General features: G+C 66.0%; 17 protein-coding genes. 10 read left to right on the plus strand and 7 right to left on the minus strand.

Annotated features, from left to right (window positions below):
* Positions 1–89: 89 nt before the first annotated feature.
* The gene (locus ACTHQX_RS08805; protein WP_236806357.1) at positions 90–680 is read right to left on the minus strand and encodes a hypothetical protein; all 591 of its coding nucleotides are present in this window, start codon (positions 678–680) and stop codon (positions 90–92) included.
* 61 nt (positions 681–741) lie between these two features.
* Here ACTHQX_RS08805 and ACTHQX_RS08810 point away from each other — a divergent pair, with 61 nt between their 5' ends.
* Positions 742–2073, plus strand: a complete 1332-nt coding sequence (locus ACTHQX_RS08810; RefSeq protein WP_440156919.1) for an MFS transporter — start codon at positions 742–744, stop codon at positions 2071–2073.
* A gap of 50 nt (positions 2074–2123) precedes the next feature.
* On the opposite strand, the gene ACTHQX_RS08815 is transcribed toward ACTHQX_RS08810, so the two are convergent.
* The 3 genes from ACTHQX_RS08815 to ACTHQX_RS08825 all read right to left on the minus strand — a co-directional run bounded on the left by ACTHQX_RS08815 (position 2124) and on the right by ACTHQX_RS08825 (position 6576).
* Entirely contained in the window at positions 2124–4493 is a 2370-nt protein-coding gene (locus ACTHQX_RS08815) for a glycoside hydrolase family 65 protein (RefSeq protein ID WP_440156921.1), read from the minus strand.
* Between the two features lie 87 nt (positions 4494–4580).
* Positions 4581–5327, minus strand: coding sequence for an HAD family hydrolase (locus tag ACTHQX_RS08820; RefSeq protein ID WP_440156923.1), 747 nt, complete (start codon positions 5325–5327; stop codon positions 4581–4583).
* Between the two features lie 631 nt (positions 5328–5958).
* Entirely contained in the window at positions 5959–6576 is a 618-nt protein-coding gene (locus ACTHQX_RS08825) for an alpha/beta hydrolase (RefSeq protein ID WP_236806353.1), read from the minus strand.
* A 172-nt stretch (positions 6577–6748) separates the two neighbouring features.
* On the opposite strand from ACTHQX_RS08825, the gene ACTHQX_RS08830 reads away from it, so the two are divergent.
* The 7 genes from ACTHQX_RS08830 (at position 6749) to ACTHQX_RS08860 (ending at position 12427) form a co-directional block, all read left to right on the plus strand.
* Positions 6749–7006: a DUF6458 family protein gene (locus ACTHQX_RS08830; RefSeq protein ID WP_236806352.1), complete on the plus strand. Its 258-nt coding sequence runs from the start codon at positions 6749–6751 to the stop codon at positions 7004–7006.
* Positions 7007–7249: 243 nt separating this feature from the next.
* The gene (locus ACTHQX_RS08835; protein ID WP_440156928.1) at positions 7250–8056 is read left to right on the plus strand and encodes a DeoR/GlpR family DNA-binding transcription regulator; all 807 of its coding nucleotides are present in this window, start codon (positions 7250–7252) and stop codon (positions 8054–8056) included.
* Positions 8053–9057: a 1-phosphofructokinase family hexose kinase gene (locus ACTHQX_RS08840; protein ID WP_236806350.1), complete on the plus strand. Its 1005-nt coding sequence runs from the start codon at positions 8053–8055 to the stop codon at positions 9055–9057. The genes ACTHQX_RS08835 and ACTHQX_RS08840 overlap by 4 nt, the downstream gene beginning before the upstream one ends.
* A gap of 2 nt (positions 9058–9059) precedes the next feature.
* The gene (locus ACTHQX_RS08845) at positions 9060–11099 is read left to right on the plus strand and encodes a PTS fructose transporter subunit IIABC (RefSeq protein WP_440156931.1); all 2040 of its coding nucleotides are present in this window, start codon (positions 9060–9062) and stop codon (positions 11097–11099) included.
* A gap of 51 nt (positions 11100–11150) precedes the next feature.
* Entirely contained in the window at positions 11151–11429 is a 279-nt protein-coding gene (locus ACTHQX_RS08850) for an HPr family phosphocarrier protein (protein WP_102972873.1), read from the plus strand.
* 255 nt (positions 11430–11684) lie between these two features.
* A complete protein-coding gene (locus ACTHQX_RS08855; RefSeq protein WP_440156934.1) occupies positions 11685–12158 on the plus strand; it encodes an SRPBCC family protein in 474 nt (157 codons plus the stop codon).
* A 2-nt stretch (positions 12159–12160) separates the two neighbouring features.
* A complete protein-coding gene (locus ACTHQX_RS08860) occupies positions 12161–12427 on the plus strand; it encodes a DUF7218 family protein (RefSeq protein WP_236806347.1) in 267 nt (88 codons plus the stop codon).
* A gap of 40 nt (positions 12428–12467) precedes the next feature.
* Here the strand turns inward: ACTHQX_RS08860 and ku are convergent, their stop codons facing one another.
* Positions 12468–13601, minus strand: a complete 1134-nt coding sequence (gene ku, locus ACTHQX_RS08865) for a non-homologous end joining protein Ku (protein WP_236806346.1) — start codon at positions 13599–13601, stop codon at positions 12468–12470.
* 40 nt (positions 13602–13641) lie between these two features.
* On the opposite strand from ku, the gene ACTHQX_RS08870 reads away from it, so the two are divergent.
* Positions 13642–16215, plus strand: coding sequence for an ATP-dependent DNA ligase (locus ACTHQX_RS08870; protein ID WP_440156938.1), 2574 nt, complete (start codon positions 13642–13644; stop codon positions 16213–16215).
* Between the two features lie 59 nt (positions 16216–16274).
* Here ACTHQX_RS08870 and ACTHQX_RS08875 read toward each other — a convergent pair whose 3' ends face one another.
* On the minus strand, positions 16275–16535 hold the full coding sequence (locus tag ACTHQX_RS08875) for a hypothetical protein (RefSeq protein ID WP_236806344.1): 261 nt from the start codon (positions 16533–16535) through the stop codon (positions 16275–16277).
* Positions 16536–16811: 276 nt separating this feature from the next.
* Positions 16812–17318 carry a hypothetical protein gene (locus ACTHQX_RS08880; protein ID WP_440156941.1) on the minus strand — a complete coding sequence of 169 codons (507 nt, stop codon included), beginning with the start codon at positions 17316–17318 and terminating at the stop codon, positions 16812–16814.
* 459 nt (positions 17319–17777) lie between these two features.
* Between ACTHQX_RS08880 and ACTHQX_RS08885 the strand changes: the two genes are divergently transcribed.
* Positions 17778–19424, plus strand: coding sequence for an MFS transporter (locus tag ACTHQX_RS08885; protein ID WP_236806342.1), 1647 nt, complete (start codon positions 17778–17780; stop codon positions 19422–19424).
* Positions 19425–19627: the final 203 nt, after the last annotated feature.

Below are 19627 nucleotides of genomic sequence, written 5' to 3' on the forward strand. Positions count from 1 at the left end.
GGCAGCGGATACCGCCGTCTAGCCTTAACACTAGGCCACACACCAACATACCAAGCATGCTGATCACCCCCCGTCGCTGAACCGGGCGGTCACATCGCCCAGGACTCAGCCACCGCCATGTACGCGGAGGAGGAGGGCCCGCGCGGGCCGGGGTAGACAGTGGGGGCGCCGGGCCATTCGACGCCGAACTCGGAGAGTTTTCCCGTGCTGCACGGATGGTAGATGTTGCTCATCGAGGCGCTGGAGGGCCCCAGCTGGAAGTCGGGCGCGGAGAACTGGCGCCGGTCCAGCACTCCGGAGATTTCGAGGGCGGCCTGCCGCCCGGTGGCCCGGAACCCGCGTTCGAGGTCCAGTTCGACGTCGAACTCGTCCTGGGTGTGGCTGACCCCGGCGAGCGGAAATCGCGCGGCTTCCGGAAAGAAGCGCGTCAGTTCGGTGGCGAGGGACGAGGCGAAGAATTCGTTGGAGCCGTAGCTTCGCCAACCCTGGAGCGTGGCCACCATGAGGACTGTCCCGGTTCCCCACCGGGACCAGTCAGCCACCCAGAACGAAGCAAAGCAACTGGCGGGCTCGCCTGCAATATGGACGCCGTTCCGGTCCACCGGATGCAGGGCAAGGCCAAAGTTTGCGCCGATGAGCGCCACATTGCGCCGCCCCGGCCTGGCCGGTGTGTTCCCCATGGCTCGAGCCTATCCCGCCGGGTACGTTCCACCCGGCAGAGGCTCGGCCTAAGATTGCCGTGTGCCCCTCCCCCGCGCGCTTCGACCCTTTTCCCACCGCGAATACCGTGTGCTGATCGGCGCCCTGGCCGTATCCATCTTCGGCTCGGGCATGTGGGCCGTGGCCATGGTCTACCAGGTCATCCACATCGGCGGCGGTCCGCTTGAACTGTCCCTCGTGGCCGCCGCAGGCAGCGTGGGGCTCGTGGCGTTCGTTCTTGCCGGCGGCATCGCGGCGGACCGTGTTCCGCAGCGGCTGCTGATCATCGCCGTCGAGGGAACCAACCTTGCCGTAATCGCAACCGTCAGCGGGCTGGCGATGGCAGGCTGGCTTCAGCTCTGGCATCTGGTTGCCGGTGCCTTCATTCTTGGCGTGGGGGCCGCGTTTTTCTTCCCGGCCTACTCCGCGATTCTGCCGCGGATCCTGCCGCCGGAGGACCTGCTGGCGGCCAACGGCATGGAAGGGACCCTGCGTCCCACGCTTCAGCAGGCGGCGGGTCCTGCTGCGGCAGGCGTCGTCGTGGCCGCACTGTCGCCGTCGCACGCCGTGACCGGCGTGGCCGTGTGCCACCTGTTGGCGTTCGTCATCCTGAACTTCCTCGGCCAGCACGCCCTGTATGCCCCCGGGAACGGTTCGGAGCATGCGGACAGGGAGGCGCCGGAGGACGGCGCCGCCAAGGCACCAGCCAAGACCTCTTTTTTCTCCGACCTCCGCGAGGGCGTCAGCTACACGGTCCGGACGCCGTGGCTCCTCTGGACGCTGCTCTGGGCCTGCATTTCCGTGCTGTTCCTGATCGGGCCCATTGAAGTGCTCCTGCCCTTCGTGATCCGGGACCAGTTGGGCGGCGACAGCCGGATGTTCGGTTTCCTGCTGGCCGTCATGGGAGTGGGCAGCGCCGCGGCCTCACTGGTCACGGCATCCGTCCGGCTGCCGAGGCGGTACCTGACCGTCATGATGGTGTGCTGGGGAGCTGGCACGCTGCCACTGGCCGCGGTGGGGCTCATGGACAACTTCTGGCTGCTCGCCCTGGCGGTCTTTATTTTCGGGGCCACCGGCAGCGTGGGCATGGTCATCTGGGGAACCCTGCTGCAGCGCCGCGTCCCCCCGCACCTGCTGGGGCGGGTTTCCAGCCTGGACTTCTTTGTGTCCCTGGCGCTGATGCCGGTGTCCATGGCGCTGGCCGGCCCCGCCGCCGCCGTGCTCCCGATCTGGCTCATCTTCCTGGTGGCCGGCGGGGTATGCCCGGTCATGGCGGTGGCGGCCCTGCTGGTGGCCCGGATGTCAGCGGACGAAATCGCCCATCCGCTCAACCGCCTGGGCCCCCTGCCCACCGAAGCCGAGGCCACCACCTAGCTCGCGCGTTACAGGCCCCGCGTTGCAGGCCACGCGTCACAGGCCCGGCGTCACTCCCGTGCGCGCACCACCGGGAGGCTCGCGGTCGGCGGCCCGCTCGGGAATACCGAGGGCTCGGGGACGTGCACAGGATCCAGGGGAACGCGCATTGGCTGGGAAGCCACCACGAACCGGACCCCGCGCACGTCGACGTCCAGCGCTTCGCCCTCGAGGACCGTCAGAGTGATGGCGTCCTGATCGAGTTCCACCAGGAGCGGGCGGCCCTGCAGCCTCAGCCGGAAGCGCAGGGTGTCCCATTCCTCGGGCAGCCGCGGATCAAAGAACGGCACGGGCCCCTGGTCACGGAGCCCTGCGAAGCCGCACACCAGCGAGCTCCACACTCCGCCGGTGGACGCGATGTGGACACCATCAATCGTGTTCCCGTGCGTATTGTCCAGGTCGATGAACGCGGCATTCGTGAAGTGTTCCAGAGCGGCCTTGCGGTAACCCACCTCGGCGGCCATGATTCCCTGGACGCACGCCGAGAGCGTGGAGTCCCCCGTGGTGATGGGATCGTAGAAATCGAAGGCCCGGCGCTTTTCCTCGGCGGTGAACTCCTGCCACTGCAGGAACATGGCCAGCACCGTGTCCGCCTGCTTCAGCACCTGGTGGCGGTAGATCACCAGCGGATGGAAGTTCAGCAGCAGCGGGTACTTGGAGCGCGGCGTCGTCCAGTCCCACGGCTCAAGGGTCATGAAGTCGTTGTCCTGCGAGTACACCTGGAAGTGCTCATCGAAGGGCAGCTGGATCCGCTCCGCAGCCGCCTCCCACAGCTCCCGTTCGGCGTCGTCCACTGCCGGGTGGTCCAGCGCCGCGGCGGCCCGCAGGTTAAACCGGGCCATGACGTTCGTGTAGAGGTTGTCGTTCACCACCGCGGTGTACTCGTCCGGCCCCGTCACGCCGTGGATGTGGAACGCGCCGTCCTTGCCGAAGAAGCCCAGCGATACCCACATGCGGGCGGTTTCGATCAGCAGGTCGGCGCCCATCCCGGCACGGAACTCGGAATCACCGCTGGCCCAGACGTACCTGTTGGCGGCGAAAGCAACGGCTGCGGCGATGTGGAACTGCGCGGTGCCGGCAGCGTAGTACGCGCTCGCTTCCAGGCCGTTAATGGTGCGCCAGGGGAAAAGCGCGCCGTCCACGCTTAGCTCCTTGGCGCGGATCTTGGCGTCCGGGAGCATCTCGTGGCGGAACTCCAGAACCTGGCGCGCGCCGTCGGGGTTCGAGTACGTCAGGTACGGCAGGAGGTAAACCTCCTGGTCCCAAAAGTAGTGCCCGTCGTAGCCGGAGCCGGTGACCCCCTTGGCCGGTATGCCGGCGACGCCGGCCCTTGCGGTGGCCTGCGCAAGCTGGAAGAGGTTCCAGCGGATGGCCTGCTGGAGTTCGGGCTGCCCGCCCACCTGGATGTCGGCGTCGGCCCAGTAGCTGCGGTAGTGCGCCTCGCTCTCGGCGAAGACGTCGCCGACCGGCTTCAGCCCTGCTTCAGCCGCGTCCGCCGGGTCCTCCCCCGCTTCCGCGTCGGCCGCTCCAGGCAGGCCCGTCCGGGCACCTCGGGCCACGGCGTAGCTGACGCTCTTTTCGAGCCGGAACGGCTCCTCGGCGGCAATCGCCAGCACATAACGGACGCTGCTGTCATCCTGGTCCACAAGGGTGTCGAACGGCTGGTGGCCGGCGGACGTCCAGTGGTCCACGGCGATCCCCACGCGCTGCTTTGACTCCGCGGCCTCCCACGACAGGCGAAGCGAACCGTCCCCGCCCTCCATCCTGAGGGGCAGCAGGACCCGGCCTGCGTGCCGGCCCGCGCGGCGCGGGTCATGGGTGGAGTGGTCCTCCACGGGTTGATCCTGCCGGTTGATGACGGACGAGGTGACGTCCGCTGATACTGCCCGGTCGGCCGAAACGTCCAGGGAGATGCCCAGGCTGCCGCGCGCTTCGAAGCCCACGGCCCGGCGCTCCACGGTGGTCACCGTGGCGCCGGAACGGCACTGCCACACGATGGCGCACTCGTAGATGCCGGTGGCGAAGTCCACGGACCTGCGGTAGTCCACGACGGTGGATTCGGAAAGGCTGAGCATTTCGCCGTCGATGACCACGGTGAAGTTGTTGGCATCCGGAATGTAGAGGATGCGCTGGCCCGTACGCGCGAAACCAAAGGCATTCTCGGCGTGCTTGATGTCCCAGATCTCGTGGAACCCGTTGATGAAGCTGCCGGGCAGCGCGGCATCCGACGGGGCCCAGTGGGCACCCCGGACACCGAGGTGGCCGTTGCCGAGCGCAAAAAGCGTTTCGAGCGTCCCGGCGTCGCCGGGTGCGTGGCTCGTTTCCACGAGCTTCCAGGGATCATTGGGGAAGCGGACGCGGTCAGCGTTGATGAGTGCCATGAGAGGCGTTCCTTAGACGGTCGAAAACGGTGCTGGAAGTTCTGTCGGGGCGGGCGGTACCCCGGTTGCGGCCCTGGGGCTGCGGGACTAGAGAAGTTCCTCGAGGTCGCTGACCACAAGGGTGGCGCCGGCGTCGAGCAGCGTCTGCCGCCCGGCACCACGGTCCACGCCGATGACCGAATGGAAACTGCCGGCACTGCCCGCCTGCACGCCGGACACGGCGTCCTCGACGACGACGCACTGCTCACTGGGCAGCCCCAGGAGCCGGGCGGCGTACTCGTAGGTTGCGGGGTCCGGCTTGCCGGGCAGCCCTTCCTCAGCAGCCACGACGCCGTCCACGACCACCCGGAACCGGTCCGCCAGCCCTGCCGAACGCAGCACCGAAGGGGCGTTCCTCGAGGAGGAGACGACCGCGACCTTCAGTCCGTGGTCGAGTGCGGCTTCCAGGAAACGCACCGACCCCGCGTAGGGCTCCACCCCGGCGCTGACTATGTCGTTGAAGATTTTGTTCTTCCGGTTGCCGAGGCCCTGGACCGTGATGTTCTCCGGATCGTCATCGGCAGGGCCCTCGGGCAGGGTGATGCCGCGGGACGTCAGAAAGTCCCGGACGCCGTCGAACCTTGGCTTGCCGTCAATGTGGTCGAAGTAGTCGCTCTCCCGGTACCCGTCCTTTTCGGGAACGGTTTCGAGGTACCCGTCGAACAGCTCCTGCCAGGCGCGCTCGTGGACCACGGCCGTCGGCGTAAGCACGCCGTCCAGGTCGAAGAGGATGGCGGCGGCACCGGTCCAGCTGTTCGGCCGGCTGCCAGCGCTGGTATTCAGGGTTTCGGTCATGCTTAGTTCCGTGTCCTTTCGGGGGTGGGACAGCAATATGTTGGGGATTACCAGGAACGTGGTCGCCAGTGACCAGAAGGGGTGTGCCTGCAGGACCAGCGCCCGGAACCCTTTCATTCAGGGCGCCGCCGGCCCGGAAGGTTCCGTTTTCGGGTGATTCTGCAGTTTGAAGGACAGGCCGGCGTTTCGCGCGGACCGGGCTGCATTGCGCTGGCCGCTAACGGCGACGTCCCGCTGCTTTGCGCGGCCCGGTCTGTTTAGGGGCCGGCCGGGTTATGTCCGGCGCGTGAATTCGCGCGGTTCCGCCACTTGCACCGCATCGTTGCGGGCCAGGCAGAACGCTTCCATGCGCGGGCGTAGGATTTTTTGCCTACGTCCATGATGAGGGCGGAGGCGGTTCAGGGCAAGCCAGCGGAACGTCCCCGCGGGATGGGTGGCGCAAGGATGCATGGCGCGGTCCTGCCCTTTCGAACACTCTTTGGTCGTGCACTGCCAGCCGCCCACCGCCGGGCGGACGACTGATGGCCGGGTCCCGGCCGAAGAAGAGTGTAAGCGCTTACAGATTTAACCTGCAACTGTTTTTATTTCCGCTGCTGATTCCGTGGGGAGCCTCCCTAGCCGGAGCCCAGACTCAACCCAGGACGTAATGCCGCAGGAACGCACTGACATCCACCATCTCCGCTTTAGACATGGCGTGGCCCATGCCGGGATAAGTGCGTGCCGTGAGCCGGGTGTGCGTGTTCAGCCATTCCTCCGTGAAGGCCGTTGCGTCCCCGTTGATCACGAGGTCCGCCTTATCCCTCCCCCAGAAGAATGGGGGCCGCTCATCAAAAGACTCGCTGAGCGCCAGCAGGTCGTTGTCCAGGACGAACCCGGAAAGTCCCACCACCGCCGGAAAATCCCGTGGCCGCAGGCGCAGGAGTGTGCTCGCCATGGCCATCCCCTGGGAATAGCCCAGCAGGCTCACGCTAGTGTGGTGTCGCCTGGCTGAGTCGATCCAGGAGAACACGGAATTGGCGGCCGCGATGACGTCGGCAAAATCGTTGGTCAGGAAATAGTCCAGCAGGAACCAGCCGTAGCCGTTCGCGATCGGCATGGGCGCCCGCAGCGCGGCGCAGGTGAATTCCCTGGGCAGATAGTCGAAGAGATTGACCATCCGGGATTCGTCGGTGCCGTAGCCGTGCATCATTACCAGCAGCGGGGTGCCGGCACGCTCCTCTTCCGGCTTCGACCATACAACCGTCTCCATCCGATCAGCCTACCGAGTCCCCCGGAAAGCCCGCCCGCCGCTGACCTGCGGATTTGATTGAAACCGGACTTACCGGGATGTAGCCTGACGCTTGACAGCATGCTTAGCAAATGAGGCCCGCCAACCGCACGAACCAAGGTTGCGAGGAGTCCGCGAACGCAAGGAGCAAGTCATGAGAATCGGTTCCTCCATCTTCCTTATTGCCCTCGGCGCCATCCTCGCCTGGGCCATCACGCCGGGCCTTATCCCCAATGTGGATCTGACACTGATCGGCTACATCCTGATGGCCGTCGGCGTCATCGGCCTCATCGCCTCGCTGGTCATTGCTTCCCCCGGCAGGAGCCGCCGCGTCAGTGAGACACGCTCAGTGGTGGACCCCAACACGGGCGAGAGAATCACCAGGAACGAAAGCCGCGACAACGGCCTTTAGCGCCGCGCGGAAACGAACGGACAGCAGTGGACGCACCAGGCAGCGCCGGACCGGACCTTCGGGTCGGGTCCGGCGCTTTTGGTTTTCTGTGGTTTTCGTTGACAAACCAACATGAACGAAGATAAAGTCAAGTACTTGCAGATCTGTGACAGCGGTCACGGTGGACCAGATCCAAGCAATCAACGGATGCAGGAAAGACGCGCTGCGGGAAATGCAGGGCAGTCAGTACGCAATGGAGGGTATGTGTTTGCCGAGGAGCGCCAGCAGCAGATCGCCGGGCTTGTTGCAGCCAGCGGCCGCGCCAGCGTGACCGACCTCGCCGAGCGCTTCCGCATCACCACCGAAACCGTCCGCCGGGACCTGGCTGCCCTGGAATCGGCCGGCACGGTGCGCCGCGTCCACGGTGGCGCCGTCTCCGCAGACCGCTTCAGCACCACGGAGGAGAGCATCCTCGAGCGGACCATCCAGCGGCAGGCGCAGAAGCTGCGCATCGCCGAGGCCGCGCTCAGCTTCCTCCCAAAGGGGCCCTCGAGCAGCATCCTCCTGGACGCCGGTTCCACCACCGAAGTCCTCGCTGACCTCCTCGCCCGAGGCGGCGCGGCAAGTCCGGCCAAGCCGGCCGATCCCGCCCAGGAGCTCCTGGTCATCACCCACGCCGTTCCCATCGCCGCCAAGCTTGCCAGCACCCCCGGCATCGCCCTCCAGCTTTTGGGCGGCCGGGTCCGCGGTCTCACGCAGGCTGCGGTAGGCCAAGGCACGGTGGAAGCGGCCGGCAAGCTGCGGCCGGACATCGCTTTCGTGGGGACCAACGGCATCCACGCCAGCTTCGGCCTCAGCACTCCAGATTCCGAAGAAGCCGCAGTCAAGGCTGCTTTCGTCCATTCGGCACGCCGCATCGTGGTCCTGGCCGATTCGTCCAAGCTGGACGCGGAAACGCTCGTCCAGTTCGCCTCGTTGAAAGATCTGGATACCGTGATCACTGACCGCAAGCCCGGCTCCGAACTAGCAGCGGCCCTCGCCGAGGCCGGCGTGGAGGTGGTAGTCGCATGATTGTCACCCTCACAGCCAACCCCAGCCTGGACCGGACGGTGGCGCTGCCCGGCCCGCTCGAGCGGGGCGAAGTCCAGCGCGCAGTCTCCGTCCGCCAGGAGTCCGGCGGCAAGGGAGTCAATGTGTCCCGCGCCCTCGTGACCTCCGGCCTCGAGACTCTGGCGGTACTGCCCGGCGCGGAATCCGATCCCGTGCTCGCTGGCCTGCGGGAAGAAGGCGTGCCTTTCGCGTCGCTCGCCATCCACGAAGCGCTGCGCACCAACGTGGCCCTGACCGAGCCGGGCGGTGTGACCACCAAGATCAACGAGCCCGGCCCGGTCCTCGGTGAGGACGCCCAGGAGGCGCTGATCAGCCTGCTCCTGGAACGTTCGCGGGGAGCCAGCTGGGTGGTCCTGGCGGGTTCGCTTCCGCCCGGGGTTCCCGCTGATTTCTACGCCACAGTCACCCGGCGGCTGCGCAATGCCGACGCCGGGGCGGGCGTTCCGAAGATCGCTGTGGACTCCTCCGGTGCTCCCCTGGCAGCGGCCGTCGCCGGCGACGCACCGGCAACAGCAACAGTTTCCGGAAAACCGGACCTGCTCAAACCCAATGCCGAGGAGCTGGCGGAACTGGCCGCAGCAGCAGGTTTTTCCTCGGCAAGCACGGCTGAGGAACTCGAAGCGGATCCGTACGCTGCCGCCGCGGCAGCTGCCGCCGTCGTGCGTTCCGGTGTGGGGGCCGTGTTGGCAACGCTCGGTTCAAAGGGCGCTGTCCTCGTGACGGCCGACGGCGCGTGGCTGGCCACGCACCCGCCGGTCACCGCAGTCAGTACGGTCGGCGCGGGTGACTCGTCGCTGGCCGGCTACCTGCTGGCCGCCAGCCAGGGCGCCGCCCCGGCTGACTGCCTCCGCCAGGCTGTGGCGCATGGCGCCGCCGCCGCTTCCCTGCCGGGCTCCACCGTTCCGGCAGTCCACCAAACAACCCCCGACGCCGTAACCATCACGGCCCTCCGGAAGGATTGACAGTGACTCAGCTCATCACCGCGGACCTGGTCGAGCTTGACCAGAACCTGGGCAATTCGCCCGAGGACGTGATCCGGCACCTGGCCGGCCGTGTTGCCGCCAACGGACGTGCGAGCGAAGTTGAAGGCCTCTTCACCGATGCCTTCGCCCGCGAGCAGAAGACGGCCACCGGCGTGCCCGGCGGCATCGCCATCCCGCACTGCCGCTCGGCCGCCGTGACCGAACCCACCCTTGCCATGGCACGGCTGTCCCAGCCCGTCGACTTCGGCGCCAAGGACGGCCCCGCCGACCTCATCTTCTTCATCGCTGCACCGGCCGGCGCTGACCAGGAGCACCTGAAGCTGCTGTCCAAGCTCGCCCGCTCGCTCATCAAGAAGGACTTCACCGGTTCGCTGCGCGCAGCCACCTCCCGGGAAGAAATCGTGGAGCTCGTGGACAATGCACTGGCGGACAAGCCTGCTGCCGCCGCCGCACCGGAAACGGCAACTGCTACGGCTTCCACCTCCGCGGCGGCCGGCGCTGCTGCCGGCGGCGGCGTATCCGGCGGACCGCGGCGCCTCGTCGCCGTAACCGCCTGCCCCACCGGCATCGCGCACACCTACATGGCCGCTGACTCCCTCGTGGCAGCAGCCAAGGAAGTGGGCGTGGACCTGCAGGTCGAAACGCAGGGCTCCTCGGGCGCCAAGCCGCTGGACCCCGCAGTCATCGCCGCTGCTGACGCCGTGATCTTCGCCGTCGACGTGGACGTTCGCGGCAAGGAGCGCTTCGCCGGCAAGCCGGTCATCAACGCACCGGTCAAGCGCGGCATCGACGAGCCCGCCAAGATGGTCCAGGAAGCACTGGACGCTGCGGACAACCCGCACGCCCGCCGCGTTCCGCACTTTGGCGCCGAGGAGCAGGCCGAAAAGGAAGCCGCCGAAAAGGGCGAGCACATCGGCCAGAAGCTGAAGAGGGCACTGCTCACCGGCGTCAGCTACATGATCCCGTTCGTGGCCGGCGGCGGCCTGCTGATCGCGCTGGGCTTCCTGCTCGGCGGATACGACATCACCGGAGTCGCCGACAAGGTTGTTGTTGAGAACAACTTCGGCAACCTTCCCGAAGGCGGCCTCGCCATCTACCTGGGCGCCGTGATGTTCAAGATCGGAGCCCTGTCCATGGGCTTCCTGGTACCGGCACTGGCGGGTTACATCGCCTACGCGATAGCTGACCGCCCGGGCATCGCGCCGGGCTTCGTTTCCGGTGCCGTGGCCGGATTCATGGGTGCGGGCTTCCTCGGCGGCATCGTCGGCGGCCTCCTCGCCGGCTACATCGCCCACCTGATCGGAACATGGGCAGTGCCGCGCTGGCTCCGTGGCCTGATGCCCGTCGTCATCATTCCCCTTCTTGCGTCCATTGTCGCTTCCGGCCTCATGTTCATGGTGCTGGGCGGCCCGATCGCTGGCCTCACCGCCGGACTTAACGCCTGGCTCTCAGGCATGACCGGCGCCTCCGCCGTTGTCCTCGGAATCATCCTCGGCCTCATGATGTGCTTTGACCTCGGCGGCCCGGTTAACAAAGTGGCCTATGCCTTCGCGGTTGCCGGCCTGAGCGCCGGCAGCGCCACCAACCAGGCCCCCTGGCAGATCATGGCCACCGTGATGGCCGCCGGCATGGTGCCGCCGCTGGCGATGGCCTTGGCCACCGTCCTGGACAAGAAGGTCTTCAGCCTGGCCGAGCGCGAAAACGGCAAGGCGGCCTGGCTGCTGGGTGCCTCCTTCATCTCCGAGGGCGCCATTCCGTTCGCGGCGGCAGATCCGCTGCGCGTCATCCCGGCCAGCATGGCCGGGGGTGCCGTCACCGGAGCGATCAGCATGGCCTTCGGCGTGACGTCACAGGCACCCCACGGCGGCTTCTTCGTATTCTTCGCCATCGGCAACCTCCTGATGTTCACCGTCTCCATCCTGGCCGGAATGGTGGTCACAGCCGTCATCGTGGTGGCGCTCAAACGCTGGGCCGCCCGCAAGGCCGTTGATACGGTGGAGTCCGTCCCTGTAACTGTCTGACCCCAGCTGTCCTTCAGCATTCCAACCACACTGCAATTGCAAGGAGCAGAAATGTCCGAACGTAACGCAACCGTCGCCAGCCGCGTAGGCCTGCACGCCCGTCCCGCCGCGATCTTCGCCGAGGCCGCGGGCGAGTTTGACCTCGACATCACCATCGCGCGGGAAGGGGAGCCGGCCGACGAGGCTATGGACGCCGCCAGCATCCTCTCCCTGATGAGCCTTGGCGCATCGCACGGCGACGTTGTGGTGCTGCGGGCCGAGGGCGACGGCGCCGACGCCGCCCTCGAGCGCCTGGTCCAGATCCTGGAAACGGACCACGACGCCGAATAGGCACCGCGCGCTTTACGGCCGGTTTCCGCCGCAGTCCCCTCAGGGGACGGCCGGCGGAGGCCGGCCGTAGCCGTTTCCGAATGGATTTTGCTCCTGTGAGCGACCGGGGGGACATCGGGCCTGATCAGCGGGCGATTACGACTAACTAAGCAACCTTAGTAATTTCTTGTTTTTGATTCTGCGCCCTACTAGCTTGGAACTGTGGCCAGCCATTGAAAGACCGGCGGAACTGCCGGGCTGAAGGAGGATGACAGAGTGGAAACCTTGCAGGAAAGCGTGGACGTCGAGGTACCAGTCAGCACCGCCTACAACCAGTGGACACAGTTCGAATCGTTCCCGCACTTCATGAAGGGGGTCGAGTCCGTCGAGCAGATCGACGAAACCTCGCTCCATTTCCGCACCAGCGTGGCGGGCGTCAAGCGCGAATACGATGCGCAGATCCTGGAACAGACGCCGGACCGGTGCATCGCCTGGGTCAGCAAGGACAAGCCCCGCAACGCCGGCCGGGTCACCTTCGAGAGCCTGGACGAGAACCTCTGCCGGGTGAACGTGGAACTCGAATGGGAGCCGGAGAGCCTGCTGGAGAGGGCCGGGGCCGCCGCCCACGTTGATGAACAGCAGGTGTCCTCCGACTTGGCGCGGTTCAAGGAGTTCATCGAAACCCGGGGGATCGAGACGGGCGCCTGGCGTGCCGCTGTGGCCCGGGGCGAAGTGGACAGTGGGAGGTAGCCATGCCAGAGAAGAAGAATCCCAGCCTGAAAGATCCCAAGCTCTACGAAGAGCTCCGCGACGAGGGTGCATCGAAACAGAAGGCGGCGCGCGTCTCCAACGCGGCAGCCAATAAGGGACGCTCCGAAGTGGGCCGGAAGGGCGGCAAGTCCGGCGACTATGAGGACTGGACCGTGGATAAGCTCAAGGCCAAAGCCAAGGAAGTCGGCCTGAAAGGGTATTCAGGCAAGAAAAAGAGCGAACTCATCTCCGCGCTCAGGAATTCCTAAGCGGGTGCACGTGCAGCCGCGCGGCGGGGCACCCGCCGCTTCAGGCGCCCTTCCGCACGGTCTTGGCGGTGGACTTGGCAGCGGTACCGGTCTTCGACGCAGTGCCCGTCTTGGACGCAGTGCCGGTCTTCGACGCAGTGCTTGTCTTCGACGCCGTACCGGTCTTGGACGCGCTGCCGGTTTTGGAAGCAGCACTCGTCTTGGCAGCGCCGGCGGTCTTGTTCCGGGCGGTTGCAGCAGCCTTCCTGGCAGGAGCGCTCTTGGCTGTTTCGGCGTCGGAATCCTCAGTGTCCTTTTTGGCGGCGCTGCTCCGGCTGCTGCGCTTGGCCGGTTTGGCCGGCTCGTCGTCAGCCGACTCGTCCTCACTCGACTCTTGCGCGGCCGCCCCTCCCCCGCGCTTCTTGTCGAGGCTGCGCTTCAGGGCTTCCATCAGGTCGATCACTTCGCCGTTGCCACCCTCGGCCTCGGCACCGAACGTCTCTTCCGTGTCCAGCGCGTCGCCCTTTTCCAGCTTCGCCTCGATGAGCTGACGAAGCTGTGCCTGGTAGTCGTCGGTGAACTGCTCGGGTTCGAAGTCCGAGGCCATGGACTCCACCAGCGCGGCGGACATCTCACGTTCCTGCGCCGAGATGCGGATGGATGCGTCCAGGGCGGGGAACGCTGCCTCGCGGACTTCGTCGGCCCACAGCAGGGCCTGGAGCATCAGGACGTCGTCGCGAATCCGCAAGGCACCCAGCCGGGTCTTGTCCCGCAGTGCGAACTGCACCACGGCCACGCGCTCCGTATCCTCCAGTGCCCTGCGCAGCAGCATGTAGGCCTTGGGCGACTTGGAGTCCGGCTCCAGGTAATAGCTCTTCTCGAACATGATCGGGTCAAGCTGGTCCGAGGGCACGAACTGCACCACTTCGATCTCGTGGCTGTTCTCTGCGGGAATGGCCTTGAGCTCCTCCTTGGTGAGGATCACTGTCCGGCCGTCGTCCTCGTAAGCCTTCTCGATGTCGGAGTAGTCAACCACCTCGCTGCAGACCTCACAGCGGCGCTGGTAGCGGATCCGGCCGCCATCGGCGTTGTGCACCTGATGGAGGCTGATGTCATGGTCCTCGGTGGCGCTGTAGACCTTCACCGGGACGTTGACCAGCCCGAACGCGATGGCGCCTTTCCAGATGGCTCTCATGGGACTAGTCAACAGCACACAGGGCCGGAGGTGAAGCCCCATGGCCGGAGGTAAGGAACGCGTGCGGGTCGGCGGCCGAGAACTGACCCTCACCAACCTCGACAAGGTGATGTATCCCGCCACCGGCACCACCAAGGCGGACGTGATCGCCTATTACGCTGCTGTGGCCCCGGTGCTGATCCCGGCTGCCAGGAACCGCCCGGCAACCCGCAAGAGGTGGGTGCACGGGGTGGGAACCGAAACCCAGCCCGGCGAGATGTTTTTCCAGAAGAACCTGGACGACTCGGCCCCGGGCTGGGTGCCCCGCGCCGCCATCACGCACAAGACCAACACCAACTACTATCCGCTGGTCAACGATCCGGCCACCCTCACCTGGCTGGCGCAGATCGCCTCGCTGGAGATCCACGTGCCGCAGTGGACGGTGGACTCCCACGGCAGCGCCCTGCCTCCCGACCGGCTGGTCCTGGACCTCGATCCCGGGGAAGGGGCGGGACTGCCCGAATGCGTGGAGGTGGCCAAGCTGGCGCGGACCATCCTGCAGGACGTGGGGCTTGATCCCCTTCCGGTCACCAGCGGCAGCAAGGGGATCCATCTGTACGCCGTCCTGGACGGTACACAAACCTCCGATGAGGTCTCCGCCTTCGCCCGTGAACTGGCCCGTGCCCTGGAGGCCGACCATCCGGACCTGGCGGTCAGCGACATGAAGAAGACCCTCAGGACGGGAAAGGTCCTGGTGGACTGGAGCCAGAACAACGCAGCGAAGACCACCATCGTTCCGTATTCGCTCCGCGGCCGCCTGCACCCCACTGTGGCGGCTCCGCGGACCTGGCGGGAGTTGAGTTCGCCGTCGCTGAAACACCTGGACTATCAGGAGGTCATGCGCCGGGTGGCGGCCGGCAAGGATCCCTTCGCCCCGGTCAGTTCGGCCTCCGGGCACCCAGGCGCCGGCCACGCGGACACCAGCCACGCCGCCCCCGCACCTCCGAAAACAGCAGAGGCGAACGGCGGCGGGCATGCGGATGCCCGGCTGAACAAGTACCGCTCCCTGCGCGACCAGGGCAAGACACCGGAGCCGTTCACCGCGGAAGAGCACCACGCGGCAAAGGCCAACGGCGTTGCGGCGCAGGCGGGCAAGGAGATCTTCGTCATCCAGGAACACCATGCCAGCCGGCTCCACTACGACTTCCGGTTGGAACACGAGGGCGTACTTGTCTCCTGGGCACTTCCGAAGGGCGTGCCGGAATCAGGGGACAAGAACCACCTGGCGGTACAGACCGAAGACCACCCCATGGACTACGCCGATTTTGAGGGCGACATCCCCAAGGGCGAGTACGGGGCGGGCAGCGTCAGCATCTGGGACAAAGGTGTATACGAGCTCGAAAAATGGGTCAACGGCAAAGAAGTCATTGCCACACTCACGGGCCGCGAGGGCGGCGGGCTTGGCGGCACCAGGACGTTCGCCCTGATCCATACCGGGAAGGGCCACGGCGAGGAGTCACAATGGCTCATCCATCTGATGGACCGGGGTCCGGGAAAACGGAAAAAGCCAGTCGGCACCAAAGCGGCGGTGAGCCCCAAGGAACCGCCTGCCGCCAGAGAACCAGCGAGCCCCGCCCGCACGGCCGCTTCGAGGCGGGCAGCTCCCCGAGATGACACCCTCCAGGAGGATCCGGTCCCCATGCTCGCCTCGGCCGGCACCCCGGCTGACCTGCACGGCAGCGAGTGGCTCTTCGAACTGAAGTGGGACGGAATCCGTGCGCTCGTGGTGGCGGACGGCGATCGAATCAGGCTCCTGAGCCGGAACGGCAACGACATGTCGGCCAGCTATCCCGAATTCACGGACAGGAGCTGCTGGCCCCCGCAGGACTTCATCGCGGACGGCGAGATCTTCGCCGTCGGGCCTTCCGGTCGGCCCGACTTCGGGCTCCTGCAGGGAAGAATGAAGCTGACCAGGCCGGGCGACGTGAAACGGGCGCGCACCACCATCCCGGTGCGGATGATGCTCTTCGACCTCCTGGCCGACGACGGCGATGACCTGCGAAGGCTGCCCCTGAGGAAGCGCCGGGATCGTCTCGCCGCCTTCTTCGAACCTGGCGGATGCCCGGTGGAACTGTCGGAGACCCTCGACGAGAAGGTGGAGCACATCCTGGAAAGCGCCCGCGAGCTGGGCTTGGAAGGCGTGATGGCCAAGCGCGCGGACAGCCGCTATGTGAGCGGGCAACGAACCCACACGTGGATCAAGCTCAAGATCGAACAGACGCAGGAAGTGGTGGTGGGCGGCTGGCGTCCGGGCAAGGGCGACCGGTCCAACACCGTGGGGTCCCTGCTGGTGGGCATTCCTGAGGGCAAGACGCTGCGGTATGTGGGCCGCGTGGGAAGTGGCTTCAGCATGCGTGAACTGGAGGAGCTGCGGAAAAAGATGGAGGGGCTGGCGCAGAAGACGTCGCCATTCGATGATGTTCCGTCGGCGGACGCGGCGGACGCGCGCTGGGTGAACCCCGCCCTGGTGGGTGAGGTGACCTTCGGTGAGTGGACCGGGAGCGGCAAGCTTCGCCACCCGGTATGGCGCGGCTGGCGGCTGGACAAGGAACCGGCGGAAGTGGTGCTGGAATGAAACAGCCTGGCGTCACCCGAATAAAGTGTGTCGCCAGGCTGTTTCGTATTGTCAGTTGGTCAGGACGAGTGAGGCATCTGCGGGCGGCCGGTCCGGTGGATTGCCGTCACAGCGGCGCCCTGTCCCGCGCGTCCGGGGCTTGCGCCGTGTTCCTTGGGGTGGCGCCGTTTGCCGTTGCCATCCGGCCACTGCATTGCCCCGCCCATGGCCGCGGTCACGGCCAGGGTCTCGGGAGTGGGCAGCGCGGGCCTTTCCATCGATTCCGCCAGATGCGCAGCGACATCCGGCTTGATGCTGCTTCCGTTGTAGGAGTCGGCCATTTGTTCTTCCTTTCCGCGATGAAATGAAGTGTTCCCCATATTGGATCCGTGAATCCGCCTACCGGACAGCTAGTAAGCCCTGCTTCAGCGAAGAGGCATTGCGAAGGCAGAACTGAACAGGCGGAGTTGGTTGCGGCGGTGAATGCCGGGCAAGGCGGCCAACAGTGTACTGGTCAACAGCGAACTGCGGCCGCCATGGCGCGTCCATTACTCAAAGATCAGTGTTCCCATGGGTCCACCTTAGGCAGAAACATTCCGCCCGGGAAGAGATCTTTCTTAGTCCTCGGCCCCGGTCCGGAAGGATCCTTCCCAAACCGCCCTGGACCCTGATTCCCCGATGATCGCCACGGCGGCTACCGCACCGCCGCAGAGCACCACGGCGACAACGACGGCGACAATCCCCGCGATGCGGGATCCGGTGGCGCCCATGCGCCAGCTCATCCCCTCTGCCTGTGTGGCGCCGTAGCGGAACCACAGCCACTGGGCGAGGGCCACAAGGAACACACCTACCACCCACGGCAGGAGCATCCCGGCAAGCTGCATGTGGTCACTGATCCGTGGGGTGGAATCCACCCTGTCCAGCAGCCAGGCTCCGGCCGCCGCCGTGAGCGGCACCAGGACAAGCGCCAACAGGGCGACCAGCGGCGTGACGATCCCCAAACGCCGTCGGGCGGCGGGCCAGAGAAGGCTGAGCAGCGTGCAAAGGGCCGCCAACGGAACGAAGACCACCGTGGCGTGAACGAGCAATACATGCATCGGCAAACCGCTGATCTCGTAGTCCATGGCGAACACCCTGTCTGGAAGTCATATAAACCGTATGGAAGTTATGAACGCTCAGTCCCGGCCTCCCGGTCCACCGTCCCGGGCCCTGAACCTGGACCTAACCAATCAGACGAGTAGCGCCGCTGTTCGGTTCAATCCCCGCCCCTCCGCCGCCGTGTACACCCCGCCAGCGGCCAGAATCGAGGCGCCTGGAAGGCCGGATTAGGAGCGGAATCCGGCCCGAAGAGCCCCGTTCCAGAAAAACTTTTGATAACGATCGCCCGGGTCGCGGAAAATCCGCAGCATAGCGGGCCCAGATCGGCCAAAATAAATCTGATTTCAGCCCGGTTGGACCCCAAAACCGGGTGATCATACGGCACCGAAGTCTCGAAATCCATGGAAATCACGTAAAATTGAAGGCCTGCCCGGAGCGGGGCAGCTATAAGTCGCAAGCAAATGACCTCCACAGGAGTTGCCCAAATGCCCACAGACCGAAGCACGACCGACTCTTCAGCAGGCGCCAGGAACGCCAGCGGAACTGACCAGGCCGCACCCCAGAGTGCGAAGAAACCAAAGCTGCTCGCGCGGCGCCGGCTCAAGGTATCCGACGTGAACGTCGTAGACCAGCCCATGCTCAAGAAGGCCCTCGGCGGCACCATCGTGGGCAACACTATGGAGTGGTACGACGTCGGCGTCTTCGGCTACCTCATCACCACCATGGGTCCGGTGTTCCTGCCGGAAGCCGACAAGAGCGTGCAGACGCTGTTCCTCCTGGGCACGTTCGCTGCCACCTTCATTGCCCGCCCACTGGGTGGCGTCGTCTTCGGCTGGCTCGGCGACAAGATCGGCCGCCAGAAGGTCCTCGCGGCCACGCTGATGCTGATGGCGGCGAGCACCTTCGCCGTCGGCCTGCTGCCCGGCTACGCGCAGATCGGCATGTGGGCAGCCGCCCTCCTGGTGGTCCTCAAACTCGTGCAGGGCTTCTCCACCGGGGGCGAATACGCCGGTGCCACCACCTTTGTGAGCGAGTACTCGCCGGACAAGCGGCGCGGCTTCTTCGCCAGCTTCCTGGACATGGGCAGCTACCTCGGCTTCGCCCTGGGCGCCGCGCTGGTGTCCGTGCTGCAGCTGACGCTGGGCCAGGCCGCCATGGAAGACTGGGGCTGGCGCCTGCCGTTCCTGATCGCCGGTCCCCTGGGCCTGATCGCCGTGTACTTCCGAAGCAAGATTGAGGAGTCCCCGCAGTTCCAGGCCACCCTGGACGCCCAGGAGGAGCTCGCAAAGGACGCGGCGGCCGGTGATGAGGCTGCGGCAAAGGGTCCTGTGGGCATCGTCAAGGCCTACTGGCGCTCGATCATCATTGCCATGATCCTCGTGGCTGCGGCAAACACGGCCGGCTACGCGCTGACGTCCTACATGCCTACGTACCTCACCGAGTCCAAGGGCTATGACCCTGTCCACGGCACGCTGCTCACGATCCCGGTACTCGTGGTCATGAGCCTTTGCATTCCGCTGACGGGCAAGCTTTCCGACCGCATCGGCCGCCGTCCTGTGCTCTGGATCGGCGCCGTCAGCACCGTGGTCCTGGCTGCCCCGGCCTTCGCCCTGATCGGCATCGGCAGCATCTGGTCCACGCTCGCCGGCCTGTCGCTGATCGCGTTCCCCGTGACCTTCTACGTTGCGAACCTCGCCTCGGCGCTGCCGGCGCAGTTCCCCACGGCCAGCCGCTACGGTGCCATGGGCATTGCCTACAACTTCGCCGTGGCGATCTTCGGCGGCACCACGCCGTTCATTGTGGATGCCCTCATCAACGCCACCGGCAACGACATGATGCCTGCCTACTACCTGATGGCCACCTCGGCTGTTGGTGCCGTGGCCATCTACTTCCTCAAGGAATCCGCCCAGCGCCCGCTGCCCGGCTCCATGCCCAGCGTGGACACCCAGGCCGAGGCCCGTGAACTGGTGGCCACCCAGGACGAGAACCCGCTGATCAACCTCGACGAACTGCCGTTCGAGACCGTTGATGAACTCAACAGTGCCCTGGAAAAGGAAAGTGCACTGGATAAGGATCTTGACGACGAACTGAACGTTGACGACGAACTGAAAAAGGTGCCCGCCCGCTCCTGATGCTGGCGAAACCTGCTGGCACAGCCTGCTGCGGCTAAAGGCTGGCGCGACTGAAGGCCCGTCCCCGGTATGCCCCTTCCACGGGGCACGCCCGGCGGGCCTTCGCGCCGCCCGCGCCGCCCGCGCTGCCGCGCTGCCGTGCTGCCAAATTTTGCCCAGTCGAGGCAGCTCTGTTGCCTGCCTCACTTTGTGACGCAGCGCGC

It is taken from the genome of Arthrobacter sp. SAFR-023 (assembly GCF_051965295.1).
Taxonomy (GTDB): Bacteria; Actinomycetota; Actinomycetes; order Actinomycetales; family Micrococcaceae; genus Arthrobacter.